Annotated in this window: 25 protein-coding genes and 1 tRNA gene; 12 read left to right on the top strand and 14 right to left on the bottom strand. The window is 70.8% G+C overall.

What is annotated here, in order from left to right; genetic code table 11:
• Window positions 1–50: 50 nt before the first annotated feature.
• Together NR112_RS08455 and NR112_RS08460 are read left to right on the top strand one after the other, a co-directional pair.
• Window positions 51–683, top strand: coding sequence for a GNAT family N-acetyltransferase (locus NR112_RS08455; protein ID WP_256793554.1), 633 nt, complete (start codon window positions 51–53; stop codon window positions 681–683).
• 70 nt (window positions 684–753) lie between these two features.
• The gene (locus NR112_RS08460; RefSeq protein WP_256793555.1) at window positions 754–1,869 is read left to right on the top strand and encodes a hypothetical protein; all 1,116 of its coding nucleotides are present in this window, start codon (window positions 754–756) and stop codon (window positions 1,867–1,869) included.
• Window positions 1,870–2,056: 187 nt separating this feature from the next.
• Here NR112_RS08460 and NR112_RS08465 read toward each other — a convergent pair whose 3' ends face one another.
• A complete protein-coding gene (locus NR112_RS08465; RefSeq protein ID WP_256793556.1) occupies window positions 2,057–3,277 on the bottom strand; it encodes an AI-2E family transporter in 1,221 nt (406 codons plus the stop codon).
• Between the two features lie 157 nt (window positions 3,278–3,434).
• On the opposite strand from NR112_RS08465, the gene NR112_RS08470 reads away from it, so the two are divergent.
• Complete coding sequence (locus tag NR112_RS08470; protein ID WP_256793557.1) at window positions 3,435–4,307, top strand: SDR family oxidoreductase; 873 nt, start codon at window positions 3,435–3,437, stop codon at window positions 4,305–4,307.
• Window positions 4,308–4,369: 62 nt separating this feature from the next.
• Here NR112_RS08470 and NR112_RS08475 read toward each other — a convergent pair whose 3' ends face one another.
• The 9 genes from NR112_RS08475 to NR112_RS08515 all read right to left on the bottom strand — a co-directional run bounded on the left by NR112_RS08475 (window position 4,370) and on the right by NR112_RS08515 (window position 14,299).
• On the bottom strand, window positions 4,370–5,527 hold the full coding sequence (locus NR112_RS08475; protein ID WP_256793558.1) for an acetate kinase: 1,158 nt from the start codon (window positions 5,525–5,527) through the stop codon (window positions 4,370–4,372).
• Window positions 5,524–7,626, bottom strand: a complete 2,103-nt coding sequence (gene pta / locus NR112_RS08480) for a phosphate acetyltransferase (RefSeq protein ID WP_256793559.1) — start codon at window positions 7,624–7,626, stop codon at window positions 5,524–5,526. Before pta ends, NR112_RS08475 begins: the two co-directional genes overlap by 4 nt.
• A gap of 9 nt (window positions 7,627–7,635) precedes the next feature.
• On the bottom strand, window positions 7,636–8,151 hold the full coding sequence (locus tag NR112_RS08485; protein WP_256793561.1) for an OsmC family protein: 516 nt from the start codon (window positions 8,149–8,151) through the stop codon (window positions 7,636–7,638).
• 119 nt (window positions 8,152–8,270) lie between these two features.
• A complete protein-coding gene (locus NR112_RS08490) occupies window positions 8,271–9,101 on the bottom strand; it encodes a DUF72 domain-containing protein (RefSeq protein WP_256793562.1) in 831 nt (276 codons plus the stop codon).
• A 40-nt stretch (window positions 9,102–9,141) separates the two neighbouring features.
• The gene (locus tag NR112_RS08495; RefSeq protein WP_256793563.1) at window positions 9,142–10,221 is read right to left on the bottom strand and encodes a sulfite oxidase; all 1,080 of its coding nucleotides are present in this window, start codon (window positions 10,219–10,221) and stop codon (window positions 9,142–9,144) included.
• A 68-nt stretch (window positions 10,222–10,289) separates the two neighbouring features.
• A complete protein-coding gene (locus NR112_RS08500) occupies window positions 10,290–11,153 on the bottom strand; it encodes an enoyl-CoA hydratase/isomerase family protein (protein ID WP_256793564.1) in 864 nt (287 codons plus the stop codon).
• A gap of 28 nt (window positions 11,154–11,181) precedes the next feature.
• Window positions 11,182–12,570, bottom strand: a complete 1,389-nt coding sequence (locus NR112_RS08505; protein ID WP_256793565.1) for a Dyp-type peroxidase — start codon at window positions 12,568–12,570, stop codon at window positions 11,182–11,184.
• A gap of 8 nt (window positions 12,571–12,578) precedes the next feature.
• Window positions 12,579–13,736, bottom strand: a complete 1,158-nt coding sequence (locus NR112_RS08510; RefSeq protein WP_256793566.1) for a DUF4331 family protein — start codon at window positions 13,734–13,736, stop codon at window positions 12,579–12,581.
• A gap of 26 nt (window positions 13,737–13,762) precedes the next feature.
• Window positions 13,763–14,299, bottom strand: coding sequence for a hypothetical protein (locus NR112_RS08515; RefSeq protein ID WP_256793567.1), 537 nt, complete (start codon window positions 14,297–14,299; stop codon window positions 13,763–13,765).
• 368 nt (window positions 14,300–14,667) lie between these two features.
• On the opposite strand from NR112_RS08515, the gene NR112_RS08520 reads away from it, so the two are divergent.
• The 7 genes from NR112_RS08520 to NR112_RS08550 all read left to right on the top strand — a co-directional run bounded on the left by NR112_RS08520 (window position 14,668) and on the right by NR112_RS08550 (window position 19,790).
• Window positions 14,668–15,069 (top strand): SHOCT domain-containing protein, encoded by a 402-nt coding sequence (locus NR112_RS08520; protein WP_256793568.1) that lies wholly within the window; start codon window positions 14,668–14,670, stop codon window positions 15,067–15,069.
• Between the two features lie 129 nt (window positions 15,070–15,198).
• The gene (locus NR112_RS08525; RefSeq protein WP_256793569.1) at window positions 15,199–16,308 is read left to right on the top strand and encodes a peptidoglycan-binding domain-containing protein; all 1,110 of its coding nucleotides are present in this window, start codon (window positions 15,199–15,201) and stop codon (window positions 16,306–16,308) included.
• A gap of 141 nt (window positions 16,309–16,449) precedes the next feature.
• Window positions 16,450–16,525, top strand: a tRNA-Ala gene (locus NR112_RS08530).
• A gap of 371 nt (window positions 16,526–16,896) precedes the next feature.
• Entirely contained in the window at window positions 16,897–17,289 is a 393-nt protein-coding gene (locus NR112_RS08535) for a GntR family transcriptional regulator (RefSeq protein WP_256793570.1), read from the top strand.
• The gene (locus NR112_RS08540) at window positions 17,286–18,182 is read left to right on the top strand and encodes an ABC transporter ATP-binding protein (RefSeq protein WP_256793571.1); all 897 of its coding nucleotides are present in this window, start codon (window positions 17,286–17,288) and stop codon (window positions 18,180–18,182) included. The genes NR112_RS08535 and NR112_RS08540 overlap by 4 nt, the downstream gene beginning before the upstream one ends.
• Window positions 18,179–19,063, top strand: coding sequence for an ABC transporter permease subunit (locus NR112_RS08545; RefSeq protein ID WP_256793572.1), 885 nt, complete (start codon window positions 18,179–18,181; stop codon window positions 19,061–19,063). The genes NR112_RS08540 and NR112_RS08545 overlap by 4 nt, the downstream gene beginning before the upstream one ends.
• 172 nt (window positions 19,064–19,235) lie before the next feature.
• On the top strand, window positions 19,236–19,790 hold the full coding sequence (locus NR112_RS08550) for an LURP-one-related family protein (RefSeq protein WP_256793573.1): 555 nt from the start codon (window positions 19,236–19,238) through the stop codon (window positions 19,788–19,790).
• A gap of 63 nt (window positions 19,791–19,853) precedes the next feature.
• On the opposite strand, the gene NR112_RS08555 is transcribed toward NR112_RS08550, so the two are convergent.
• The gene (locus NR112_RS08555) at window positions 19,854–21,449 is read right to left on the bottom strand and encodes a dolichyl-phosphate-mannose--protein mannosyltransferase (RefSeq protein ID WP_256793574.1); all 1,596 of its coding nucleotides are present in this window, start codon (window positions 21,447–21,449) and stop codon (window positions 19,854–19,856) included.
• Between the two features lie 68 nt (window positions 21,450–21,517).
• Window positions 21,518–22,393 carry a CPBP family intramembrane glutamic endopeptidase gene (locus NR112_RS08560; RefSeq protein ID WP_256793575.1) on the bottom strand — a complete coding sequence of 292 codons (876 nt, stop codon included), beginning with the start codon at window positions 22,391–22,393 and terminating at the stop codon, window positions 21,518–21,520.
• Window positions 22,394–22,457: 64 nt separating this feature from the next.
• Here NR112_RS08560 and NR112_RS08565 point away from each other — a divergent pair, with 64 nt between their 5' ends.
• Window positions 22,458–23,207: a dienelactone hydrolase family protein gene (locus NR112_RS08565; protein WP_256793576.1), complete on the top strand. Its 750-nt coding sequence runs from the start codon at window positions 22,458–22,460 to the stop codon at window positions 23,205–23,207.
• 46 nt (window positions 23,208–23,253) lie between these two features.
• Window positions 23,254–23,634 carry a hypothetical protein gene (locus NR112_RS08570; RefSeq protein ID WP_256793577.1) on the top strand — a complete coding sequence of 127 codons (381 nt, stop codon included), beginning with the start codon at window positions 23,254–23,256 and terminating at the stop codon, window positions 23,632–23,634.
• Window positions 23,635–24,017: 383 nt separating this feature from the next.
• Here the strand turns inward: NR112_RS08570 and NR112_RS08575 are convergent, their stop codons facing one another.
• Complete coding sequence (locus tag NR112_RS08575) at window positions 24,018–24,626, bottom strand: DinB family protein (protein WP_256793578.1); 609 nt, start codon at window positions 24,624–24,626, stop codon at window positions 24,018–24,020.
• Window positions 24,627–24,639: 13 nt separating this feature from the next.
• Window positions 24,640–25,215 (bottom strand): DinB family protein, encoded by a 576-nt coding sequence (locus tag NR112_RS08580; RefSeq protein WP_256793579.1) that lies wholly within the window; start codon window positions 25,213–25,215, stop codon window positions 24,640–24,642.
• Window positions 25,216–25,235: the final 20 nt, after the last annotated feature.

Here is a 25,235-nt window from a genome sequence, read left to right on the forward strand (position 1 = left end):
CACGTGGTGATCCGGCGTCGACCGATGACCATGGGGTCGGTCGGATGAGGATGCCGTGGCGCCCCCACCGGGACGGTCAGGCCCGCTGGCCGGTCGTCCTGCGTGATGCCTCGTCCGAGCCCACGATCGTGCTGCGGCCCCTGCGTCTGGACGACGAGCGCGACTGGCAGCGCGTGCGGCGCGACAACGCGGCATACGTCCAGCCGTGGGAGCCCACCCTCCCGCCGGGTTCGCCGGCGCGGGCTCCGGTCCCGTTCCGGCAGTTCGTGCGCGACCTCGACACCGAGGCGCGCGCCGATCGCGCCATGCCGTGGTGCATCGAGGTCGGCGGTCGCATCGTGGGTCAGGTCCACCTCTTCGGGATCGTCCGCGCCGCGCAGCAGTCGGGTGCTGCCGGCTACTGGCTCGACGAGTCCGTCACGGGGCAGGGCATCGCGACCCGCGCCCTGGCGCTGGCGGTCGACCACGCTCTCGGCGCGGGTGGGCTGCACCGCGTCGAGGTCAACATCCGACTCGACAACGTTCCCTCGCTGCGCGTGGTCGAGCGGCTCGGCCTGCGTGACGAGGGAGTGCGCGAGCGTTTCCTCCACATCGACGGCGCGTGGCGCGACCACCGCTCCTTCGCCGTCACGATCGAGGACCTGGGCGGCTCGACTCTCACGGCTCGCCTGTCACAGGTGTAACACCAGCCTCTTGCGCGACACGCCTCGAATGTGCGGGGCCGTTACCGAACCGCGTCCTACCGTGGGTCACGTGCCCGTCAGCAGCCTCATCTTCGTCGTCATCGTGGCGATCTGGGCTGCCTATCTCGTGCAGCACTGGGCCCGCCGCCGCGAGGACGCCGCCGCGACCCGGTCGGTCGACGGCTTCTCCGAGGCCATGCGCGTCCTCGAGAAGCGACCGGCCCTGCCGACCGCGGCGCTGAGCACCCCGCGCCCGCACTCGTATGCCGTCAAGCCCGCGAGCACCGGCCGTCCCACCGTCGATGTGAAGCGGGCCGTCCCCGCGGGCACGTCGCGCCGGCACTCTCCGCTCGTCGCCCGTCGCTCCGACGAGCGCGTGCTCGCGAGCTCGCTCGTCGCGTCGGGCCCCTCGTCAGACCAGAGCCAGACCGACCACGACATCGCCCCCTACTCCGCCGAGGTGGACCGCATGCCCGAGTCAGCGCGATCGACGAGCCACGCGGACCGGAGGCCGGCTCGACCCACGGCCCCCCCTCGGGTTCCGCTGGCACAGCGCCGCCTTCGCGCGGCGCTGCTCCTCGTCGCGGTCGCATGGCTGCCGGTGTCCGTCGTGCTGACGGTCACCGACGTGCTCATGTGGATCTCCATCCCGTTCGCCGTGCTCACCGTCGCCGCCGTCCTCGTGTGGCTGCGGGCCGAGGCCCAGGCCGACCGCCTGCGCGCCAGCTCGGATGCGGGGGAGAGCCGCGGTCAGCGTGGTCGGCGGGGTCGCCGCCGCGCCAGGTCCTACGACGCGCACGATGCTGCGCACCACGTGCCGCTCCTCTCGAGTGACGACACCCAGGTCATCCGCAGCGCCGCCGCGGCGGCGCCGTCGGAGGTCGTGGCGGTCTCGCAGGCGTCGCAGGCCGTCGAGGCCCAGCACGTCGAGCCCGGCGTCTTCGACGTCCAGGCCCCGATCACCGGTGAGGTGCCCGTCGCCGTGGCCGCCGTCGAGCAGCCCGCCGAGGGCAGCTGGAGCCCGGTCCCGGTGCCGCGCCCGACCTACTCGCTCAAGGCCAAGGCCGAGCCGCGCTACACCGAGTCCGGCATCCCGGCCGACGTCTTCGACACGCCTGAGTTCGCCGAAGAGGCCGAAGAGCTCGACGACCGGGCCCTCTTCGCCCGCCGCGCCGTCTCCCAGTAGGCCCGCCCCGCTCACGGTTGCCCTGAGCCGACGGTTCGGGGGCCGCGGCGCGCGAATGGCTGGCGGCTCGGGTCTCGCGCCGTCGGTTCGGGGGCCGCGGCGCGCCACGGGCGGCCGGGGCTGGGTACGCGTCCGGCTGGGTCCCTGCTCATGAGCGGGGACCCAGCCGGACGGCATTCGACCTCGGTCAGGCGTTGGCCGGGGCTCCGCCCTCGTCGGCCGACGCCGCCATCTCCCGGTCGAGCTCGCCCTCGGTCTCGTCGCTGAAGAGGTGCTTGCCCACGGCGTTGAGCACCGCAGCGAAGGGAACGGCGACGAGGGCTCCGACGATGCCGGCGATGATCGAGCCGGTCGCGATCGCGAGGATGACCGCGAGCGGGTGGACGCTGACGGCCTTGCCGAGCAGGAACGGCTGGAGCACGTGCGACTCGAGCTGCTGAACGCCGATGACGACCGCGAGCATGATGAGCGCGACGCCCGGACCGTGCGCGACGAGCGCGAGCAGGACGGCGACGGCCCCCGAGAGCAGGGCGCCGACGATGGGGATGAACGCCAGGATGAAGACGAGGATGCCGATCGCGAAGGCGAAGGGGACCTTGAGGATCGCGGCGCCGACCGAGATGCCGACCGCGTCGACGAAGGCCACGATCATCGTCGCGCGGACGAACGCCGACAGCTGGTGCCAGGCGATGACGCCCGAGGAGTTGACCCGCGGGCGGGTGGCGCGCGGGAAGAGCCGCACGACCCAGGTCCAGATGCGCGGTCCCTCGTAGAGGAAGAAGAAGAGCGAGAAGAGCGCGATGAACAGGCCGGCGATGAAGTGCGTCGCCGTGAGGCCGACCGAGGTCGCGGTGTCGCCGAGGTTGCCCGATTGGCTCACCTTGTCGCGGATCGTGTTGAAGTACTGGTCGAACTGCGCGTCGGTGATGTTGAACGACGTCCGCACCCAGTCCCGGATGCGCTCGAGGCCGGTGGCGACCTGGTTCGTCAGGTCGGAGAAGCCGCTGCTGAACTGCGTGCCGACGAGGGTGAAGAGCGCCCCGATGATCAGGATCGTGCCGAGCAGGGTGATGCCGGCGGCGGCGCCCGGCTTCATCCGGCGGTGCAGCCACGTCGCGACGGGTCGCAGCAGTGCCGTCAGGAGGATGGCGATCGCGACGGGCACGACGATCTCGGAGACCGAGCGCACCGCCAGCGAGAGCAGGTAGATGGCCGCGCCGATGAGCAGCAGGCGCCACGCCCAATCACTCGCGACCCGGATGCCGGGCGGGACGGCCGCAGCCTCGATGCCGGGCAGTTCCGGGGCCAAGGGGGGATCGGCCCGCAGGGTGTCGCTGCCGTCGTGGGTGGGGACGGGCGCACTCACGTCGAGGGGCGCACCAGAGGGGTCGGCATGGTTGTCGGTCACGACCACACCGTATGCTGCCTCGCTGGGGTTCCGGGGGATCGCCCCTGCTCGCTGGCCGTCACGAGGGTGAGCGCAGCGGCTCGGTCCTCGCGTCCTCACAGCGACGACCTGAGCGCAACCTGCCGGCGCGGCGCCACGGCTGCGTACGCTCGGGGGTATGGAATCCGACGCCCGTGCCGACCGTCCCGTCCTCGCCGTCACCGGCTCGACCGGGTGGCTCGGTGGTCTCGTTGCGCGCGACCTCGCCGACCGAGGCGTCACCCAGAGGCTGCTGGTGCGCGACGCGTCACGGGCGCCCGAGCTGCCGGGCTCCGTTGCGGCCCCGTGCAGCTACCGCGACGCCGACGCCGCCCGAGCGGCTCTCGAGGGTGTCGAGACCCTCTTCATGGTCTCGGCCGCCGAGAACGAGGACCGGCTCGCCGAGCACCGAGCCTTCGTCGACGCCGCCGCGGCTGCCGGGGTCGGGCACGTCGTCTACGTGTCGTTCTTCGGAGCCGCACCGGACGCGACGTTCACCTTGGCTCGTGACCACGCGGCCACGGAGCAGCACCTGCGTGACTCGGGCATGGCGTGGACCTTCCTGCGCGACAACCTCTACCTCGAGTTCATGGACCACATGGTCGGCGAGGACGGCGTCGTCCGGGGCCCCGCGGGCGACGGCCGGGCCGCCGTCGTCTCGCACGACGACATCGCACGCGTCGCGGTCACCGTCCTGCTCGACCCGGCAGCGCACGAGGGAGCGACCTACGACCTGACCGGGCCCGAGGCGCTGACGTTCACCGAGATGGCGCAGGTCATCACCGAGGTCACGGGCCGCGAGGTGCGCTTCCACGACGAGACGGTCGAGGAGGCGTATGCGTCCCGCGCGGTCTACGGGGCACCGGACTGGCAGGTGGACGCCTGGGTGTCGACGTACACCGCCGTCGCCGCGGGTGAGCTCGACGGCGTGAGCGGCGACGTCGAGCGGCTGACGGGTCGCCGCCCCACGTCCCTTCGCGAGTACCTCGAGGCCCAGCGCCCGTCGAGGTGATCGCGGCACCCGCGTGGGTGGCGACATCGCCTCGAACGAGTGGGAGGTGGCGCGGTCGGGCGTCAGCCGACGAGATCGGCCGTCTGCCGGGCGATGGCGAGCTCCTCGTTGGTCGGCACGACCGCGACGACGACGCGTGACCCGTCAGGAGAGATGACGCGTGCCTGACTCGAGCCCGACGCGTTGAGGTGCGCGTCGACCGTGATGCCCAGCTCGCCGAGTCCGTCGGCGACCGCTGCCCGGACCGGGGCGCTGTGCTGCCCGATGCCCGCCGTGAAGACGAGCACGTCGGCCCCGCCGAGGATCGCGAGATAGGCGCCGACGTAGTGCTTGAGCCGGTGGACGAAGACGTCGAACGCGAGACTCGCGTCCTGCTCGCCGGCATCGACGCGCTGCACGAGCTCGCGGAAGTCGTTGACGCCGCTCAGCCCGAGGACCCCGGACCTCTTGTTGAGGAGGGTGTCGATCTCGTCGAGCGTCATCCCCGCCTCTCGGGCGAGGTATGCGTGCAACCCGGGATCGACGTCGCCCGAGCGGGTGCCCATGACGAGTCCCTGCAGCGGGGTCAGGCCCATCGACGTCTCGACGGCCCGACCACCCCGCACGGCTGAGGCCGAGCAGCCGTTGCCGAGGTGGAGGATCACCTGACGCAGCTCGGCGAGAGGGCGTCCCAGCAGGTCGGCGGTCGCCTGCGCGACGAACTGGTGCGAGGTGCCGTGGAAGCCGTAACGGCGGATGGAGTGCTTCGCGGCGAGGTCGCGGGGCACGGCATACGTCGACGCCGCGTCCGGCAGGGTCGAGAAGAAGGCGGTGTCGAAGACGGCGACGTGGGGCACGTCGTAGTGCTGCCGAGCGGCTTCGATGCCGATGACGGCAGCCGGGTTGTGCAGTGGCGCAAGGGCGCTCAGCGCCCTGATGCGTTCGAGCACGGCGTCGTCGATGATGACCGGCTCTGAGAAGTCAGGACCGCCGTGGACGACACGGTGACCGACGGCGCGCAGCGGCACCTCGTCGAGGTCGACACCGTCTGCGTGCAGCCGGGTCGTCATGGCCTGGAGTGCGGCCGAGTGGTCGGCGACGTCGCTGCCGGCCTCGCCGATGCGCTCGACGATCCCACCCGCGCGGACCTCGCCCGACTCCGGCACGACGAGCTGGTACTTCAGCGATGACGAACCGGCGTTGAGGACGAGAACGGGCTGGTCGCGGGTGGGCTCCGTCACTGCCCTGCTCCCTGCTGCTCGGTCGAGACGCCCTGCGCCTGGACGGCGGTGATGGCGACGGTGTTGACGATGTCGTCGACGAGCGCGCCGCGCGAGAGGTCGTTGACCGGCTTGCGCAGACCCTGGAGCACCGGACCGACGGCGACGGCGTGAGCGCTGCGCTGCACCGCCTTGTAGGTGTTGTTGCCGGTGTTGAGGTCGGGGAAGACGAAGACCGTGGCGTGGCCGGCGACGTCGGAGTCAGGCATCTTGGCCCGGCCCACGACGGGGTCGATGGCGGCGTCGTACTGGATCGGCCCGGCCAGCGCGAGGTCCGGCGCCCGCTGGGCGATGAGCTCCGTTGCGGCACGGACCTTCTCGACCTCGGCGCCGGACCCGCTCGTGCCCGTCGAGTAGGAGAGCATCGCGACCCGCGGCTCGATCCCGAACTGCTGCGCGGTCTGGGCCGAGGAGATCGCGATGTCGGCGAGCTGCTCGGCCGTCGGGTCGGGGATCACCGCGCAGTCGCCGTAGACGAGCACCCGGTCCGCGAGGCACATGAGGAAGACGCTCGAGACCGTCTTGACCCCGTCGGCCGTCTTGACGAACTCGAGCGCCGGACGGATCGTGTGCGCGGTCGTGTTGACGGCGCCGGACACCATGCCGTCGGCGAGGCCGAGGTGGACCATCATCGTGCCGAAGAACGAGATGTCGGTGACGACCTCCCGGGCGCGCTCGAGGGTCATGCCCTTGTGGGCCCGCGCGGCGGCATACTCCTGCGCGAATCGCTCGACGAGGTCGGCGTCGGTGGGGGAGACGACGGTCGCGGCGTCGAGGTCGAGCCCGAGCGCCGACCCGCGGGCGCGGACCTTCGTCTCGTCGCCGAGCAGCGTGAGGTCGGCGACACCACGTCGCAGCAGCACGTCGGCGGCCTCGAGGATGCGGTCGTCCTGGCTCTCGGGGAGCACGATGTGCTTGCGGTCCGAGCGAGCCCGCTCCATGAGCTGGAACTCGAACATCAGCGGTGTGCGCACCTCGGAGGCCGAGACGTCGATGGCGGTCAGCAGGGCGGACTGGTCGACGCTCTCGGAGAAGAGCCGGCGTGCCGTCTCGATCTTGTTGCGCGACCCCTTCGTCATCGGTCCGCGCACCCGCATGAGCCGCTCGGCCGTGCGGAAGGTGCCGTCGTCGGTGAGGGCGATCGGCAGGTCGTGCTGCACACCGGCCGACAGGCGCGAGATCGTCTCGGGGATCGGGTAGCCGCCGGTGAGGATGATGCCCGCCAGGGTCGGGAAGGTGCCGGACTGGTGGGCGAGCAGGAGACCCGGGATGAGGTCGGTGCGGTCGCTCGGCGCGATGACGGTGACGTCCGGGCCGAGCCGGGCGAGCACGTTGGGCAGGCTCATCGCCGCGACGACGAGCCCGAGGCTGTCGCGGTCCATCCACGACTCGCTGCCGAGGACGAGCCGCGCGCCGATCGCGTCGGCGAGAGCCCGGAAGCTCGGCGCGGAGAGGAGTGGGTTCTCGGGGATCGAGGCGGTGACCGGGAAGGGCAACGTGCCGAGCACGGCCCGCACCGCGTCGAGGTCGGCCGGGTCGACGCGGTTGGCCACGACGGCGACGGTCTGGGCGTGGTTGGCACGCAGCTCGGTGATGGCACTGTCGGCGGCAACGCGGATCTGGTCGGGCGTGCGGTCGCGGCCGTGGACGACGAGCACGACGGCCGAGCCGAGGTTGGCGGCCACCCGCGCGTTGAAGGACAGCTCGGTGCCGGTCGAGATGTCGGTGTAGTCGGAGCCGAGCACGATGACGACCTCGAAGCGCGCGCTCAGCGCGCCGAACCGCTCGACGATGACGTGGAGCGCCTCGTCGGGGTCGTCATGCGCCTGGGCGTAGGTGACTCCGAGTGCCTCCTCGTAGGTCTGCTCGACGCCGGGCTGGCTGACGAGCATCTCGACGATGTGGTCGACCTCGTCGGGACCGGTGCCCCCGAGCGTCGTCAGGGGGCGGTAGACACCGACCGAGCCGACTTCGCGCAGCAGGGCGTCGAGCAGGCCGAGGGCCACGGCGGACTTGCCCGTCAGGCCCTCGGGAGAGGCGACATAGACGCTGCGGCTCACGTCCTGAACCTATCGGTCACGGGGCTCGCGGCGCCGCACCTCGATCGACGGTGGCTCGCGGAGCGACTGGCCGACGACGCAGTAGCGCTCCGTGGCCGTGGCCAGCCGTTGCAGGGTGGTGTCGTCGGCGTCCGTCGTGACCTCGGCGACGACCCTCGGGCCGAGGATGCCGACCGGTGCCGTCCGGTCGACACCGAGCGTGCCGCGCGCGTCGAACGTGGCCTCCGCCCGGACCTCCACCTCGCGCAGGTCGACGCCGAACGCGACCGACACGGCGTGGAGCGTCACCCCGGCGCACGCGACGAGCGCCTCCATGAGCATGTCGCCCGAGCACGCGTCGGATCCGTCGCCACCCGCCGCCGGGTGCAGCCCGGCGCGGACCGCCCCGGCGGCGGTGCGCACCTCGACCGCGACCGGCACGCCGAAGACGGCGCTCGCCGACACCGGGTGCAGGGCCGAGGCCGGGTCCTCGCGGTAGCGGGCCTTGAGGGGCTCCTGCACGGCCCGGAGCTCGTCGCGGTTCACGGCGCCTCACCCGGGTGCTGCTCGGTCATGACTGTCTCCCGTCGTCCGAGGACTCTCGTGACGACACCGTATGCCGCGTGGCCGGGTGCCGGGCGAACGCCTCGACCCGCCTCCACGGTTCAGGCGGTCGTGGACAGCCCGAGCCGCCGGACGAGACGCACGGCGTCGTGCGGCGCGTGCCCCTTGGCGTCGTTGTCGAAGTAGACGTGGACGTCGTGCCCCTGCTCCATCCAGTGGTGGCAGGTTCGCGCCCACCGGTCCAGGGACTCGTCCGTGTAGCCGCTGGCGTAGAGCTCGGTCTCGCCGTGCAGCCGCACGTAGCGGAAGTCGCTCGTCGCGTCGTCCATGACCGGCCACGTGCCTGCGCTGTCGGCGATCACCATGGCGACGCCGTACTCAGCGCAGAGCGCCCGTGCCTCCTCGGTGTCGAAGCTGTCGTGACGCGGCTCGAGGGCGTGCCGCATCGGGGTGTCGACCTCGCAGGTCGTCAGGATGCGGTCCTCCTTGAGCTTGTCGTCGTGCTTCTCGGCCAGCCGCGAGGCCTCGCCCGTCGAGCGTGGCAGCAGCTGGAGGAAGCTCCGGACACGGTTCGGGTCGAACTCGATGCGGGCCGGCAGCTGCCACAGCACCGGGCCGAGCTGGGGGCCGAGGGCGAGGACCCCGCTCGCGAAGAAGTTGGCCAGCGGGGTCTCGACGTCGCGCAGCGCCTTCATGTGGGTGATGAAGCGCCCACCCTTGACCGCGAAGTTGACGTCGGCGGGCACGGCTGCCCGCCACGCGGCATACGAGCTCGGACGCTGGAGGGAGTAGAAGGAGCCGTTCACCTCGACCGACGTCATCCGCTCGGCCGCGTACGTCAGCTCGAGCCGTTGGGGAAGACCCTTCGGGTAGAAGTCGCCGCGCCACGACGGGTAGCGCCAGCCGGAGACGCCGATCCTCGCGTGGGGCATGCCTGGCTCTTACCCACGAGGCGCCCGGGAGCGGCGGGGGTCACCGGACGTCGACGTAGGACACCTCGACGGCGTTGTTCCCGTATCCGAGCCGGTTCCACGGTGGGACGTCCGGCTGCTCGTTGCCCGCTGCGTCGGTCGCCTTGGCACGGATGCTGTATCGCCCCGGCAGGGCGACCTCCCACTCGTAGGCCCAGCTCTGCCACTGGTGCGGACCCTGGGGAGGCTCGACCACGGCAGGGCTCCAGGCGCCCTCGCCGGTGAAGCTGAGGTCGACGTTCGTGACCGGCCCGGTGCCCGACCAGGCCTTCCCGCGGATGACGTGGGTCCCGGGCGTGAGGACGGCCCCCGGCGCCGGGTCGGTGATCCGGGCCCTCACGCGCATCGTCGTCACCCGCTCGTGAGGACGATCGGGCCACTCGTAGACGTAGTGCCCGGTCTGGAACTCGCCCTCGAAGGGCTCCGTGAGGACGTCGATCCGCTTCAGCCACTTGACCGAGGCCACGGCGAACCAGCCCGGCACGACGATCCGGAAGGGCGCCCCGTGGTCGAGGCCGAGCGGACGTCCGTTCATCTCGTAGGCGATGAGGATCTCCGCCGCCGGGTCGAGAGCGTGCTCGAGGGTCAGCGAACGGACGAACGTCAGGTCGGACTTCACGGTCTGGGCGAGCACCGGGTTGAGCAGGTAGGAGCCGCTGTCGGCGCCCTCGAACCGGACCTCGACCCCGTCAGACGCAGGCTGCGCCTGCTCGAGCACGTCACGCAACCACGTGCCCGTCCACACGGCGGTGGAGACGGCATACGCCCCCCATGGCTCTCCCGCGGGCAGCGGCCGCGTCTCGAGTCGGCCGTTTCCTGCGCACTCGAGCGTGACGGCCCGCTCGACGGACGGCAGGGCGCGCAGGTCGTCCAGCGTGAGCGTCGTCGGCGAGCCCACGGCCCCACCGATCTGGAGGGTGCCGTCGTGCTCGGGCACGTCGAAGTTGCTCCGCACGTAGTGCTGCTCGGTGGGGGTGATGTCACCCTCCAGGGCGGCCGGTGGAGCCTCGGCGTTGAACGGCTCGTGGTGGATCATGGTCAGGGCGGAACGGGCTTGTCGGAGGCTGTCTTCAGTCAGCACGGGGGCTCCTCGTCGATCACGGTTGTCGATCACGGTTGTCGATCAGGGTTGTCGCGCAGGCACGTCCGTCAGTAGTCGGGGTCCTGGAAGTGCGGGTCCCGGTTGTCGTTGAAGGCGCCGATGCCCTCAACCCGGTCGGGATGGACGGCGGATCGCCAGTGGGCCTCCATCATGATCGCGACCGCCTGCTCGATCGGCTGCCCTTCGCCCATGTGCACGGCGCGCTTGACCGCCTGGACCGCCGTGGGCGAGTTGCTCGCGATCTTCTCCGCGATGGCAAGGGCCGCCGGCATCAGCTCGGCGGGTGGATGCACCTCGTTGACCATCCCGACCCGGTGCGCCTCGGCGGCCGTGATGGGATCTCCGGTCATCAGCATCTGCAGGGCTCGTCCCCGTGGCAGGAGGCGGGGGAGGAGCGCCGGGGAGCCGCCACCGGCCGACAGCCCGATCATGGCCTCGGGCTGTCCGAAGGTCGCGTTGTCCGACGCGATGATGAAGTCCGTGCTCTGGGCGATCTCGGACCCGCCGCCGTACGCGATCCCGTTGACGACGGCGAAGATCGGCTTGCGCACCTGCCGCAGCGTGTAGAGCGTGCGGTCGAAGTCCTGGCGTTGTCCCAGCCACTGCTCCTTGGTCATGCTCTTGCGTTGCCTGAGGTCGCTGCCGACCGAGAACGCCCGGTCACCCGCCCCGGTGATGAGCGCGACGCGGACGGCGGGTCGAACGGCGATCGTCTCGAGAACCTCGGTCAGGCGCGCACCCATCTCCGTCGTGATGGCGTTGTCGGCGAGCGGCCGGTTCAGGGTGATCACGGCGATGCTGTCGCCGGACCGGTACTCGAGCAGGACGGACGGCTCCGACCCGTCCTCGTCGGGCGGAGGGGGCGCGAAGTCGAGCGCCTTCCAGCGGTCGGTGCCGGTCGTGTCGGACATGCGCTCTCCTCGGGTGGGGTGCTGGCCGTCAGGTGGTGAGGTCCGCCAGCCACCGCAGCGCGCGGAGCCCGGGGGCGAAGCAGTACTCCCCGCCGCGGGTGACCACGAAGGGCGGCACGTCGGGCAACCTGCGGCGGATGGGGTGCTGGGGAATGGTGAAGGGGCTGGATCCGTCCGTGGCCCCGACGAGCGGGTCCTTCTCGTCGGGGGCCCCGATGAAGATGCCGTCGTTGAGCCACTGGGTCTTCACGAACTCGAACTGGCGCTTGAGGTGTGCCCCTGCGAAGACGAAGATGATCCCTCGGTCTTCCCCGTCGTCCTCGAGGACGCCGTCCGGCAGCGGCGGACCGTAGCTCGTGCCCCGCCGGATCATGCGGTGCAGGCGGACGTCGACGCTGTTCTCGTGGTCGAGCGAGTCCCGCGGGTTCGCCCGGCGCGCATGCGACCCGGCTGGGCACGTGAAGCCGCGGAGGTCGGTGGCATACCCGAAGTCGTTGTTGCGGGCGGGGTCGGCGCCGAGGGCCGGGTCGTCCTCGTCCGGAGCCAGCGCGAGGGGAGCGCCGCTCTGCCACCGACCCACCATCTTGGCGCCCAGCAAGGCCTCCTCCTCCCGCGTCCTGGCCTTGTCGTGCAGGTACTGGCGGTAGGCCGCGACGCGGGTGTGGAGCTTGCGGAAGACGATGTACGTGCCGTTTCGGCCCAGGACGTCCGGGGTCGGCACCGGTGCCATGCCGCCGGTCTCGTCGGGATATCCGAGGATGAACTCGCCGGCCTTGATGGGCAGCTCGCCGCGGTTCGTGGGCGGCGTCCCAGCGCCTTCGACCGTCGGCTGCCCGATCCCGTCCTTGAAGCCGAACGACGTGCGGCCGGTGGGCAGCTGGTAGCAGTCCTGACGCCAGACCACCTCGACCCCCGGCATCTGTTCCTGGGCGCGGCGGGCCCGGTCGACGACCGCATCGAGGTGTGCCGCGTCGGGGGACAGGGCCGCCAGGGCGATGTGCACGTCAGAGGTGCCGAGCGGCTTCTCCCAGTGCTCGGGGCTGTTGGCGCCGACGTCCCCGATCTCGGCAGCACGTGCAGCCATGCCCTGCTGGAACTCCGGTGCGAAGCTGTCCAGCGAGTCCTGCGGGACACCGAGCACCTTGAGACCCTCGTAGGTGAAGGCGACGGTCAACCAGGCCCCGAGCCCGGGTTCGGTGAGCTCACGGCCCGGTTGCAGCAGGGGGATGAGCCGCCGGATGAGCTCCCTGCCGTCGGCAGGCTCGTGGACCTTGAGCAGCAGGTACGTGCCGACGTACGGGGAAGGTCGCTCGTGGAGCGCGCCGCTCTGGATGTCGTCGATCTCGAGAGCGGGCGACATGCCGGTCGCGGTCGTGTCGACGGGACCATGGACCGACCCGGGAGGGAGAGTGCTCATGGATCCGCCTAGACGTGGGCCGGCGGCACGGGCGGCTCGGGGTTGGGAGCGGCCAGGTACGGGAAGGAGCCCGATGCCGGCCTGGTGGCACCCTCCACCCCGTCGCTGATGGTGGGTCCCAGGCCGGCGTTCACCAGGAGGGTGAAGATCGTGTCCATGACGTCGTCGTTGAGCGTGCGTCCACCGCACGTGCGGTGTGGCTCCCCGTTCATCAGGGCGCGCTCGATCTCGAAGAACGAGCCCGTCTCCGCATACGGCTTGGTGACGTCGACGACGAGGAAGTCATCGAGCATGACGCCCCGGAGCGCGTGCGCGCCGCTCTCGTCGACCGGCCAGTCCGCCTTGCCGTCCAGGCTGTCCCAGAAGGCGAGGTTCGCGTCCAGCCGGGCCCGGTAGGCCCCCTTGTACCCCTCGGCGAGGTGGAACCCGTCCTCCATGTTGTAGAGGTCGCGGATCTCGAGGTCACGGTTGACCTGGTCGAACTGCTTCGGTGCGAGCATGAGGTTCTTGACCTCGGGCCGGCCCACCCGCTCGATCCGGACGTTCAGCCGTCCGCGGGTCAGCGTCTCGGCGACCACGCCCACCAGGCCCGTCTGCTCGTCGTCCGGTCCGAGGAGCGCCGCGACATCGAGCTCCACGACGATGCTGAGGACGTTCTTGCCGTCCATGAAGATGCTCCCGGGCTGCGCGAAGCTCAGCTGCCCGGTGGCAATGGTCTTCAGGGCGGCCGGTGCGTCCATGAAGAACGGGTCCCACCTCGCGCCGGCGAAGGCCCGCAGGGGGCCCGTGGCACCGCCACTCCCGCCACTCCCGCTGTTGTCGTCGCCGACGTGGAACGCCTGGGTCGCGCCCTCGGAGGTACGGACCACGCCGCGCTGACCCTGGTGGTCGTCGGCGTCCGGTTCGTCGAAGAGGACGTCGACCGTGACCTCCGGCTCGGCGACGTGGAACAGCCGCGGCCCCGGCTCGCCGCGGGAGGACAGTCGACGGAGCCGGAAACGGTAGACGAGCCCGTCGGAGAAGTGGTCGTCCGGCTGGGCGAACGGAAGGGTGTTCATGACGAGCACCAACCGCCCGGGCTGCTCGGGACTCGGAAAGGCGTACACGTCGGTGATGTCCGCGATGGGCTCGGCCAGCGCGCGCGGGCCGGAGATGTGATCGGACATTCAGGCTCCCTGGGCGGGCATGCCGACTAGTCCGCAGCCACGTCGAGAAGGGGGCGCAGGGCGGGATGCTCCAGCGCCTCGGCCGCATCGGGGTCGTCGAGAACCTGCTGGAACGCCTCGTTGACCTTCGCGGCCTTGCGGATCTCCTTCACGGTGCCCCCGTAGTTGCGGGCGTAGCCTCCCGCGCTCTGCTGGGCACTGAGGATGAAGTCCTTCACCGATTCGAGGGTCGGCAGGCCCTCGTAGCCCACGACGTGCTGGAAGATCGCGTCGAAGAGCCTGAGCGGCTTCGAGGCGAAGTCCTCCATGTAGGCGTCCCAGGGGCCGTCGAAGCTCGTCGCGAAGAGCAGCCGCGTGTCGTCGTCGAAGGGGACGAACCGGGCCTCGTGGATCGAGGCGATCGGCATCTCGTAGTCGCCGGGACGGTAGCCCGGTGCGGCCTGCAGGTCCCGGAGCGCCTGGTGAAGGGCTTCCCCGTGTCCCGGCTTGACGTGGAAGAACAGGCTGAACTCACTCGTGGGCCCGACCCTGATGCCCGGTCTGGAACTCGTGTCGGAACCCATCACTGACGCCCTGTCTCTCGGTGGCTTCTGGTGGGAGGGCCCGCTGCCCCGAGCGGAGGCTGTCATTCGGTCCAGTCGTTGCTCGGGGCCCCGCGAGACCCCCTCCCACCGATCCCACCGTCACGGCTGCGCCGGGGGTGAACATCACCCGCACAGTATGAAAGGGGACCCGAGACGGCCGCTCCGAGCGCCTCCTCGGCGGCGGCGTGAGGTCGTGCAGGCAGACCGAAGCCGGCTGCTCCGGCCGAATTTCGTCCGAAGGGTTCACCCTCCGGGGTTGAGGCATCAGGTGGGGCGGGTGGGCAGGCTGTGGTCATCGGCGCACGTCAGCGCCCGGATCATCGCCACACCGCACCGAGGGGACTGACATGGACAACATCACCACCAACTTCTGGGACGTCCTGCTGTGGAGCTTCTGGTTCTTCATCTGGATCGCCGCGATCACCGTGTGGTTCCGGTGCATCTTCGACCTGTTCCGTGACCGCGAGCTCAGCGGATGGGGCAAGGCGGGCTGGGCCGTGCTGCTCATCCTCGTGCCCTGGTTGGGCGCGCTGATCTACCTCATCGCCCGCGGTCGGAGCATGACCGAGCGGCAGATGACGGAGATGGCGCAGATGAGGGCCCAGCAGGACGAGTACATCCGTCAGGCGGCTGGCTCGCAGACAGCGGAGAGCCCGGCTGCGCAGATCGCCAGCGCGAAGGGCCTGCTCGACTCCGGGACCATCAACCAGGACGAGTTCGATGCCCTCAAGGCGAGGGCGCTGGCCTGACGAGGGTCAGCGACCGTGCTGCCCCTGAGGGGTCTGTCCGACACCTCCGACCGCACTGAGGTCGACGGGCGTCCATCCGGTGCGGGTCGCCGGAGTCGACTCCACCTCGGGTGCTGCACGCTGGCGCTGGTGCTGGCCCTCGGGGCCTGCACCAGCGCCGGGACGGCAGTGCCCGACGCCCGGGTGTCCGTCAAGGAGAAGGACCTCGCGCAGGCGCAGACGACCGCCGCGGCCGCCGAGGCGCACTTCTGCACGACGGCTGCCGACTACGTCACGGCGGTCGACCGCTACGGGGACGTGCTGACGGCGACGGCTCCGACCGTCGGGGACGTCCAGACGGCAGGCGCCGACCTCGAGCAGCCGCGCGCGGACGTCACCGCAGCCGCGACCGCTGCGGTCGACGCCCGGGCGGCGATGGTGACGGCAGAGCAGGAGCTCGCGGCCGCACGGGAGGCCGCGGCCTCCGCGAACACCACGGGCGGGTCCTCGTCGAGCTCCACGACCCCGGCGGCGAGCCAGAGCCCGGCGCCGACCCTGCCGCCGGCGACGGTGAACCGGGTCAAGCAGGCCGAGACCGAGTTCACGGCCGCTCAGCAGGGCATCGGCGCCCAGACGCCGTTGCACCAGGCGGCCCAACAGTTCAACGCCGCGGCCGTGGCCCTCGAGATGTCGTGGCTGGCCCTCTTCGCCGAGGCCGGATGTCTGACGGACGAGGCCCAGAAGTCCGCCCAGGCCGCGGTGCACGACTACACGGCCGCGCTGCAGAAGTCCCTGAGCCAGGCCGGGTACTTCGACGGCAACGTCGACGGCGTGTACGGGCCGTCGACGGTCGACGCCGTGCAGGCGCTGCAGAAGGCCCATGGACTACCCGTCACGGGCACGGTCGACAAGGCGACGCAGGAGGCCCTCCAGTCCGACCTCCAGGCAAAGGGCGGCGCGGCCGCGCAGGAGGAGCTCGCGTCGACGGCTGCCGTGCAGCAGACCCTCAAGCTCGCCGGCTTCTGGGACGGTCCCGTCGACGGACGGTGGACACCTGCCCTGACGGAAGCGCTCAAGGAGCTGCAGGCCGAGCTCCACGTCCCTGCCACCGGGACGGTGGACGCCGCGACGGTCGCCGCGCTCGAGAAGGCGATCGCCAAGGCCGGGCAGCCGACGCCCTCACCGACCCCCTCGCGGTCAGCCACGTCGACAGCACCGGAGCCGTCGGCGTCGACATCGAAGGCGTCGACAACGACGTAGCCGCCCTGCCCGATGGGCGCCGGGGGCGCGCTCGTGCTGGTGGTTTCCCGGCGCCGGGCGCCGGCGATCCACCACGATCTGCGGGGGTGCGGGTCGATTGGGTATGCCGGCCGGCGTGGTGTTATCGTTCCTTCGCACCTCGGGGCTGTGGCGCAGTTGGTAGCGCGTCTCGTTCGCAATGAGAAGGTCAGGGGTTCGAATCCCCTCAGCTCCACCAAAGCAGAGAGACCGGACACGCCTTTCGTCCGGTCTCTCTGCTTTTCTGGAATTCAGTGATTCGAGGAGCCGCCGTGGTGGGCGGCGGCGGGGGCGCGCCGGTGGCGGACCGACGGGACTTCGTCGCGTCGATGTCGGCGAACGGAAGGGCCGGCAGCGACCTGTCGACCACGCGTCACGCGTCTGGGCCCGACTGCTCTCGAGGCTGCAACCAATCTCGGGTCGACAGCAATCGCGCTGACCTCCCAGCCGCGGCCACCACGGGCATCAAGAGCCCTTGCGCCTGACCCGACATCGAGATGCGCACCCCTGCTTGACGTCGAGACCACCCTTGCATCACTATTTACCTACCTTCGTAGATAAGGTGTTGTCGTGATTACGTTTCGACTCGACCCGGCATCGGGTGTCCCGACCTACCTTCAGCTGGTCCACCAGGTGAAGCACGCGTTGCGCGTGGGGCAGCTGCAGGTGGGGGACCAGCTACCGCTGGTCCGGGAAGTGGTTGCCAGCCTGGCGATCAACCCCAACACGGTGCTCAAGGCCTACCGGCAGCTGGAGTCTGCAGGCCTGACGGTGGGGCGACCGGGTGTTGGGACGTTCGTCCGTGTCGACGTGCCGGACCAGACAGTCATGGCCACCCCGGCCCTTCGACGCCGACTGTCGGCGTGGGTCGACGCCGCGCGCAAGGAGGGTCTGGACGACCAGGACCTCAGCGCGCTGTTCGCGTCAGCACTGCACGACTCTGTCGCAGAAGGTGTCGCATGAGCGCCCCCTTGGAAGTGACCGGGCTGGGTCGGTCGTTCGGCCACACGTGGGCCTTGCGGCACTGCTCTCTACGCATCGAACCGGGCTCGATCACGGCGCTGGTCGGGCCGAATGGCGCGGGAAAGTCAACGCTGCTCCAGCTCGCGGTCGGGCTGCTGACCCCGACCGAAGGAACCGCGACAATATTCGGGCAGCCGCCAGCCACATCGGCCGCCGCCCTTGCCCAGGTCGGCTATCTCGCCCAGGACCACCCGCTCTACCGGGGCCTGACTGTCGGCGACCTGCTGCGCATGGGCCGCGGAATGAATCCGACCTGGGATCACGACTTCGCCCTCGGCCACCTCGCCGAACTCGGCATTCCGCTGTCCAGGAAGGCCGGCGGGTTGTCCGGTGGCCAGCAGGCACAGGTGGCGCTCACCTTGACCTTGGCGAAGCGACCGGCACTCCTGATCCTCGACGAACCGGTCGCGAGCCTCGACCCGCTGGCCCGACGAGACTTCATGGCCACCGTGCTTGCCGACGCGGCCGACCGTGGCACGACCGTCGTCCTGTCATCCCACGTCATCTCCGAACTGGAACGGGTCAGCGACCACCTCGTCGTCCTCGGCTCGGGACAGGTCCAGGTCGACGGCGCCATCGACGACCTCCTCGACCGCCACCGGATCCTCGTCGGACCCGGCTACGCCTCACCCCCGACGGGGCTGCGGCACGTCCTGTCCGAGCACACCACCGAACGTCAGACCACGCTCATCGTCGAGCTCGACGGCCCAGTCCAGGACCCGCGATGGACCACCCACCCGCTCAGCCTCGAAGACCTCGTCCTGGCTTACCTGCGCGACCCGGACGCAGGAACCCGGACTTTCGCGACACAAGCGACAGGAAGCCTGTCATGACCTGGACCTCCTGGCGACTCACACGCCCGGCCGCGATAGGCGCCGCCGCCCTCGTCGCGCTGCTCGCGACCTACCTCGTCGCGGCCGGACACACCCTGCGCGCCGCCCTCGACTCCACTGGGCTGTTGTCGTGCCTGTCGGCCGGGGGTAGCCGACAAACCTGCTCCGACCAGGCTGCCGCCTTCTACCGAACGCTGAACTCACTCACCGGCGGCCAACCTGTCGCGGCCTACCTGGTCCTGCTGCCTGGCCTGCTGGGGGTCTTCGTCGGAACTCCGATCCTCGTCCGCGAGATCGAGTCCGGGACACTGCGCCTGGCCTGGACCCAATCCGTAACGCGCACCCGGTGGCTCACTTCGAGACTCGTCATCGCCGGACTTGTCGTTGTGGTCGCCCAGCTCGCCATCACGCTGCTCATGACCTACTGGCGGGGCCCGGTCAACATGCTCGACGGTCGTTTCGAACCGACCGGTTACAACATCCAAGGGATAGTCCCCCTCGGCTACGCGCTGGCCGCCTTCGCCCTGGGGGCCTTCGTCGGCGTGACCGTGCGACGCAGCGCGCCTGCGTTCGCGATCACTCTGGCGGGGTACTTCCTGATCCGGCTGGTCATCGAGAACATGCTGCGCGGCCGGTTCATGACCCCGCTGACCGTCAGCTGGGTGGGTCACGCGCCCACGGTGTTGCCCAGCGGCGCTCACGGGGACTGGCTCATGGAGCAGGACATTCCCAAACCGGGATCCGGCTACCCCACCGTCATCATCTACCAGCCCGCCGACCGCTTCTGGACCTTCCAGGCACTCGAGCTCGGCATCACCGTTGCCATCGCGGCCACCCTCATCACTCTCACCTACGTCTGGGTCAGACGCCGATCCCACTGACGTTCCGAGGGGAGCGGGGTTCTCGGTGTTGGGTCGACGCGACGGACGTGTCCGCGTGGCCTGACTGGCGTGCCAGCTCATCCCGGTGGAACCTCGCATTCCGGGGACATCCGGGGCGGCGAGGCGTGTACTGGTCGGGACCAACGCGAGTGGGCTCTCGAGGAGGTAACGCGTGGGCATCGGGGATCGGCGTCGGGAGCGACGCGAGGAGCGCCGGGACGACCGCAGGGGGGTCGGGCGCACGACGTACCGGATGCGCCAGAAGCTCGTCTCGATCGGTGACGACTACTGGATCGAGGACGAGCAGGGCCAGCGCCTCTTCAAGGTGAACGGCAAGGCCCTCCGGATCCGTGACACGCTGGTCCTCGAGGATGCCGAGGGCAATGCGCTCCTGAAGCTGCAGGAGCGCAAGCTACGGGTGCGCGACTCCATGGAGATCGAGGACCCGTCGGGACGCACTGTCGCCACGGTCAGGAAGGCGCTGATCTCGCCACTGCGGGAGCGGTTCTCCGTCGACGTGGCGGAGGGTCCCGACCTGGACGTGCAGGGCAACGTCGTCGACCATGAGTACGAGATCACCGCGGACGGCGAGAAGGTCGCGGAGGTGTCGAAGAAGTGGTTCCGGGTCGCGGACACGTACGGCGTCGAGGTCGCCGACGGGCAGGACGCGGTGCTGTTGCTGGCCGTGGCCGCCGTGATCGACCAGCTGACCCACGACGCCGGCTGACCACCGCTGGCGCCGCAGGCGGACTCCGGCTCGTCCACCAGGCCCTACCGACGTGAGCAGGGCTCAGACCCAGCTGGGGAACCACATCCGAGCCTGCCACTCCGACAGCGGGATGACGTCGGCGACGTAGATCGGGTGGAAGAACGCGAAGAGGCCCATGGTGACGAGCACGAACGCCCCCATGAGGCCGTAGCCGATGCGGCGGCGCGTCAGGGAGGCGTCGCGACCGCCGACGACGAGCCCGAGGACGTAGACGCACGTGAGCACGACGTAGGGCACGAACGCGACCTCGTAGAACGAGTAGATCGTCCGGTTGCCGAGGAAGAACCACGGAAGGTAGCCGGCGAAGAGAGCGCAGAGGATCGCGCCGGCCCGCCAGTCGCGGCGCAGCGCCCACATGAAGAGCAGGACGAAGATCGCGAGCGTCGCGCCCCACCAGATCGAGACGGTGCCGATCGAGGTGATCGCCTTGCTGCACTGGTCGACGAGGCACCCGTCGGCGCCCTTCTTCGGGCCCTCGTAGAAGAACGACGTCGGCCGTCCCTGGATGAGCCAGGACCACGGGTTGGTCTGGTACGGGTGCGAGCTCGTGATCGCCTGCGTCGACGCATACATCTGCTGGTGGTAGGCCCAGAGGGAGCGCCACCAGTCCGGCAGCCAGCCGTGGTCGGTGTCGGGGTTGTTCTGCGCCCACGTGCGGAAGGAGCCGCCCTTGGTGAGGATCCAGCCGGTCCAGCTCGCGACGTACGTGGCGACGGCGGTGACGACGAGCTGCGCGAACGCGTACGGCCCGTCCTTGACGACCCCGCCGACCGACCAGCCACGCACACCGGCGGCTCGGCGCGCCCCGATGTCCCAGAGCACGGTGAGCAGCCCGAAGAAGACGAGGAAGTAGAGGCCGGACCACTTCACGCCGGCCGAGAGACCGAGCATGATGCCCGCGACCCAGCGCCAGGGGCGCCAGCCGAGCCACGGTCCCATCCACGAGGTCGCGGCCCGGGCGCGGTCACCGACCTTGCGGGCCAGCACCTCTCGCGCCTTGTCCCGGTCGATGAGCAGGGCTCCGAAGGCGGCGAGGCCGAAGAACATGACGAAGATGTCGAGCAGGCCGGTGCGCGAGTGGACGAAGTGGTGGCCCTCGAAGGCCAGGAGCGCGGCCGCGACGGTGCCGAGCAGGTCGGAGCGGAAGAGTCGCCGGGCGATGCGACCGAGCATGAAGATCGAGATCGTGCCGGCGAGCGCGACGGCGAAACGCCAGCCGAAGGAGTTGAGGATGCCGAACGGCGCCTCGCCCCAGCCGATGAGCCACTTCCCCACGGGTGGGTGAACGACGAAGTCGCCCTCGGTGCCGTAGACCATCGGGTCGTTGGCGGTGAAGTGCTGGTCGACCTGGTTGGCCTGCTGCAGCACGTCGTCGTTCTTCATCTCGAACCAGTACAGGACCATCGACCAGCCCTGCTTGACGTAGTACGTCTCGTCGAAGATCAGCTGGTGCGGGGCCCCGATGTGCCAGAAGCGCATGAAGCCACCGACGAGCATGAAGAAGAGCGGTCCGGCCCAGCCGAGCCACGCGATGCGACCGGCGGTGCGGCGGGTCAGCCGGTAGTCGTCGGCCGGGTCCCCGAGCAGGCGAGCGCGCACCTGTCTGGCCGAGTTCATGGGCGCCATCGTATGCAGTGGGGCTGGGTGGGCCGCGCAGCGCTCCGGCGGCGGCGCGCGGCGCCCGGTCAGATCGAGACCCCGCGCGCCCGCAGCACGGAGTAGCCGACGAAGGCCACGGTGTCGAGCACCGCATGGCACACGACGAGCGGCATGACGCGTCGGGTGCGCACGAAGACGAGGCCGAGGACGAGCCCCATGACGATGTTGCCCGCGAAGCCGCCGAAGCCCTGGTAGAGGTGGTAGCTGCCGCGGATCAGGGCCGAGAGCCCGATGACGAGCGGCCACGACCACCCGGTCTGGCGCCACCGCGTGAAGAGGTAACCGACCATGATGACCTCCTCGAGGAGGGCGTTCTCGACGGCCGCGAGGACGAGCACGGGAGCCGACCACCACACCGCCTCGAGGTTGGCCGCCGAGACCTGGGTGTTGATGCCGATCGCCTTGGCGAGGAAGTAGAAGCCGAGCCCCGGGATGCCGATGACGGCGGCGAGCCCGAGGCCGCGGAGCAGGTCACGGCCGGGCTCGCGACGGTCGAGGCCGACGAAGTGGCCGGCGCGGACGTCGACGGCCGGCCTCCGGACGTGGTTGAGCAGGTAGAGGGCCAGGCCGACGGCGACGAGGGGCAGGACGATGCCGGCGAGCTGGTAGGCGAGGTCGAGCCAGGGACGTCCCGGCGTGGCCGACTGGTTCATCGCCGTCGTCTGCTGTGACAGCGGTACCGGGCGGGTCAGCTTCTCGATGATGCTGAGCACCGCGTAGACCGCTGACGACCCGAGGCTGACCCCGAGGACGAGGACCGTCTCCCAGCGGAGCCCGCGACGCGCCGCGGGGTCGGTGACGGGCGACGGGTCGCGGGGGGAGGGCCGCGACAGGAGCCGCGCGAGGGCGCCGCCGCCCGGGGAGGAGACCTGGGTCGCGGCCGCGCCGGCGTCGCTCGACATGGCGTCACTGTAGCCGCGCGGCCGACTCCGCCCGTGGGAGTGCCGGCCGCCGTAGGGTCGTTGCATGTCGCTGCTGACGGGCTGGGCGGGCGCGAACTTCGCCGCGGAGGGCTTCACCTACCCCGTCTACGAGCGTGGCGAGGGGCCGGGGATCGTCGTGGTCCACGAGAGTCCGGGCCTGACCCCCGAGGTCATCGAGCTGGGTGACGAGCTCGTCGAGGACGGCTTCAGGGTGACGATGCCGCACCTGTTCGGGTCGTCGCACGCGCCGCCGCACACGTGGGAGGCGCTGCGCGTGGTGCCGCGGCTCTGCATGACCCGCGAGTTCACGATGTTCGCGACCGGTCGCACGGCACCGCTCGCCGGGTGGCTACGTGCCCTCGCGCGGGACCTGCACCTGCGCGCGGGCGGCCCGGGAGTGGGGGCGATCGGGATGTGCGTGACCGGCGGCTTCGCGCTGGCGATGATGGTCGACCCCGTCGTGGTGGCGCCGGTGGTCGCGCAGCCGGCGACCCCGCTGCCGCTCGGGCGACGGCGGGCGGCCGACATCAACCTGGCGGCTGCGGACCTCGAGGTGGTGCGACGCCGCGTCGCGCAGGGATGTCCGGTGCTCGGGGTCCGGTACAGCGGTGACTGGGTCACGGGGACGCGGTTCGAGACGCTGCGTCGTGAGCTCGGCGACGGCTTCATCGCGGTGGAGCTCGAGGGCCACGACCACGCGACGCTCACGGACCACAAGCACCCGGAGGCCGTCGCGGCCGTCCGCGACTTCTTCCGGGAGCGGCTGCGTCCGTCGGACCGACGTCCCTCGTGACGAAACCTCTTGGCGCGCAGCACGGGCGGCGGCATACCGTCTCGGCATGTCTTCGCCTCTCCGCACCGTTCTGCGTTCCCGTCTGACGACGGCCATGCGTGAGCGCGACCGGGCCGCCGTGAGCGTGCTGCGCACCACCGTGGCCGCGATCGAGAACGCCGAGGCCGTGCAGGTCGCCGACCGTCGCGCCGTCGCGACGTCGGCCGACGTCGCCGGGGCGGCCGTCGGGCTCGGGGTCACGGAGGCCGAGCGTCGCCGGCTCGACGATGCCACCGAGCGCTCGCTCGTGGCCGCCGAGCTGCGGTCGCTCGTCGAGGCGGAGGCTGCGTATGCCGCCGCCGGGGACCGCGAGCGGGCGCGCGACGCGGCGGTCGGGGTGGCCCTCCTTCGGGCCGTTCTGGCCGAGTCGGGCGGGGCCGGCGACTGAGCCCCGCCGTCCACAGGCGCGGTGCACAAGCTGTGCACCAGCGCGTACGACCGGTGGAGAAACGCACTCTTCCTGTGGACGACACGCCGCCTGCCTGTGGACCGCGGAAATGTTTGGCGAAAGCCCTTGCGGACCCCGTCGGTGCGGGATAGAAATCTCTCACGCCCTCCCCTCGGGGAGAGCGGGACAACTCGGAGACGAGGGTCCACACGGTGGGGCAACCCACTGCGGCAGCCGGGTGACGAGGCGGCCGGGACCGGAAACGACGAGGAGTCGATCGGGAGCGTCACATCGACCGATCAACCAGAAGGGCCCTTGAGACTCATACTCCCAAGGGCCCTTCGCCTTTGTGCTGCACGCGTTGTGCTGCAACGGAACTCGCGTCAGGCGCTGCTCTGCGCCGCCGGTCGCCACGGGGTGAGCCACGGCGTCTCGGGCCAGCCCTCCCGGGCGGCCACGAGCTCGAACGTCGTCGCGCCGTCGATCGACTCGCGGACGATGTCGGCGTGCCCGGCGTGCCGGGCGAGCTCCTCGACGAGGTGCATCGCGACCCAGCGCACCGACCACGCGTCGACGTCCTGGGGGAACCACGGGGCGTCGCGCGGCACCGGCACCGCGGCTCCGAGGTCGGCCCGGCGGAGCACCTCGCGGGTCGTGTCGCCCTGGGCGGCGAGGGCGGCCAGGAGCGACTCGAGCGAGTCACCGTCGGTGACGCGGAAGTCGTCGCCCCAGGCGGTGGCCTGCTCCTCGAGGGACCGGTCCGGCGGGGCCGGCGCGTCGGGCGCCGCAGCCATCCGCTCGGTCCAGCCTCGCTCGCACGTGGTGACGTGCTTGACGAGGCCGCCGATGCTGAGGGTGCCGGCGGTCGGTGCGAGGCGGATCTGCTCCTCGGCCAGGCCGAGGGCCACGGTGGCGAAGGCGTCGCGCTGCTGGTCGAGGTAGGCGATGAGACTGTCGCGCTCGTCGGCGACGGGTGGGACGTGGGCTGCCATGTCGGGTCCTCTCTCAGTCGTTCCGGTGGGCGTAGAGGTCACGGAGCAGGGCGATCTCTGCCCCGTGGTGGATGAGCTCGCGGTTGATGTGGAGGACGAGCTCGACGCGCGGGTGCTCGGCCCAGGGGCCCTCGCTCGGTCCGCACGGCTCGGCCAGCGCGGTCTCGTCCCAGCCTCTGGCGCCGGCGGCCCAGGCGGCGAAGGCCAGGTCGACCTGGGCCAGGGCCTCGTCTGCGGTACCCGCGTAGTCGAAGGTGAGGTAGTCGACCTCTGGTCCGCCGAAGTGGCTGTGCACGCGGGCGCCGAGGACGCCGACGATGAGGTGCGCGAGCCGCCAGGCGATCGTCGTGACCGGTGCGGGGACGGGCTCGGGGTGGGCGAAGTCGATGGTCAGCGCACCGCTGCCGCCCTGGATCTCGGTGGCGCCCTGTCCGCGCGGGTGGACGTTCCAGGCGCCGGGGGTCGGCTCCCAGAGGTACTCCTCGTCGGTCAGTCCCTCGAAGCGGGGGCGCAGCTGGTTGGTCCAGTGCCGGGCGGCCTGGTCGACGAGGGTCGAGGTCCAGTCGATGGAGGTCTGTGTCGTGGTCATGGCTCGACTCTCTCAGCCAT

Source organism: Terrabacter sp. Ter38 (assembly GCF_024519435.1).
Classification (GTDB): domain Bacteria; phylum Actinomycetota; class Actinomycetes; order Actinomycetales; family Dermatophilaceae; genus Terrabacter.

Bases quoted from the DNA above. Each gene is read 5' to 3' on its own strand.
- NR112_RS08545 (WP_256793572.1), top strand. From the start codon at position 18,179: ATGACCTGGACCTCCTGGCGACTCACACGCCCGGCCGCGATAGGCGCC.
- NR112_RS08560 (WP_256793575.1), bottom strand. From the start codon at position 22,393: ATGTCGAGCGACGCCGGCGCGGCCGCGACCCAGGTCTCCTCCCCGGGC.
- NR112_RS08580 (WP_256793579.1), bottom strand. From the start codon at position 25,215: ATGACCACGACACAGACCTCCATCGACTGGACCTCGACCCTCGTCGAC.
- NR112_RS08565 (WP_256793576.1), top strand. From the start codon at position 22,458: ATGTCGCTGCTGACGGGCTGGGCGGGCGCGAACTTCGCCGCGGAGGGC.
- NR112_RS08515 (WP_256793567.1), bottom strand. From the start codon at position 14,299: ATGGGTTCCGACACGAGTTCCAGACCGGGCATCAGGGTCGGGCCCACG.
- NR112_RS08575 (WP_256793578.1), bottom strand. From the start codon at position 24,626: ATGGCAGCCCACGTCCCACCCGTCGCCGACGAGCGCGACAGTCTCATC.
- NR112_RS08510 (WP_256793566.1), bottom strand. From the start codon at position 13,736: ATGTCCGATCACATCTCCGGCCCGCGCGCGCTGGCCGAGCCCATCGCG.
- NR112_RS08520 (WP_256793568.1), top strand. From the start codon at position 14,668: ATGGACAACATCACCACCAACTTCTGGGACGTCCTGCTGTGGAGCTTC.
- NR112_RS08570 (WP_256793577.1), top strand. From the start codon at position 23,254: ATGTCTTCGCCTCTCCGCACCGTTCTGCGTTCCCGTCTGACGACGGCC.
- NR112_RS08455 (WP_256793554.1), top strand. From the start codon at position 51: ATGCCGTGGCGCCCCCACCGGGACGGTCAGGCCCGCTGGCCGGTCGTC.
- NR112_RS08555 (WP_256793574.1), bottom strand. From the start codon at position 21,449: ATGAACTCGGCCAGACAGGTGCGCGCTCGCCTGCTCGGGGACCCGGCC.
- NR112_RS08470 (WP_256793557.1), top strand. From the start codon at position 3,435: ATGGAATCCGACGCCCGTGCCGACCGTCCCGTCCTCGCCGTCACCGGC.
- NR112_RS08505 (WP_256793565.1), bottom strand. From the start codon at position 12,570: ATGAGCACTCTCCCTCCCGGGTCGGTCCATGGTCCCGTCGACACGACC.
- NR112_RS08490 (WP_256793562.1), bottom strand. From the start codon at position 9,101: ATGCCCCACGCGAGGATCGGCGTCTCCGGCTGGCGCTACCCGTCGTGG.
- NR112_RS08500 (WP_256793564.1), bottom strand. From the start codon at position 11,153: ATGTCCGACACGACCGGCACCGACCGCTGGAAGGCGCTCGACTTCGCG.
- NR112_RS08540 (WP_256793571.1), top strand. From the start codon at position 17,286: ATGAGCGCCCCCTTGGAAGTGACCGGGCTGGGTCGGTCGTTCGGCCAC.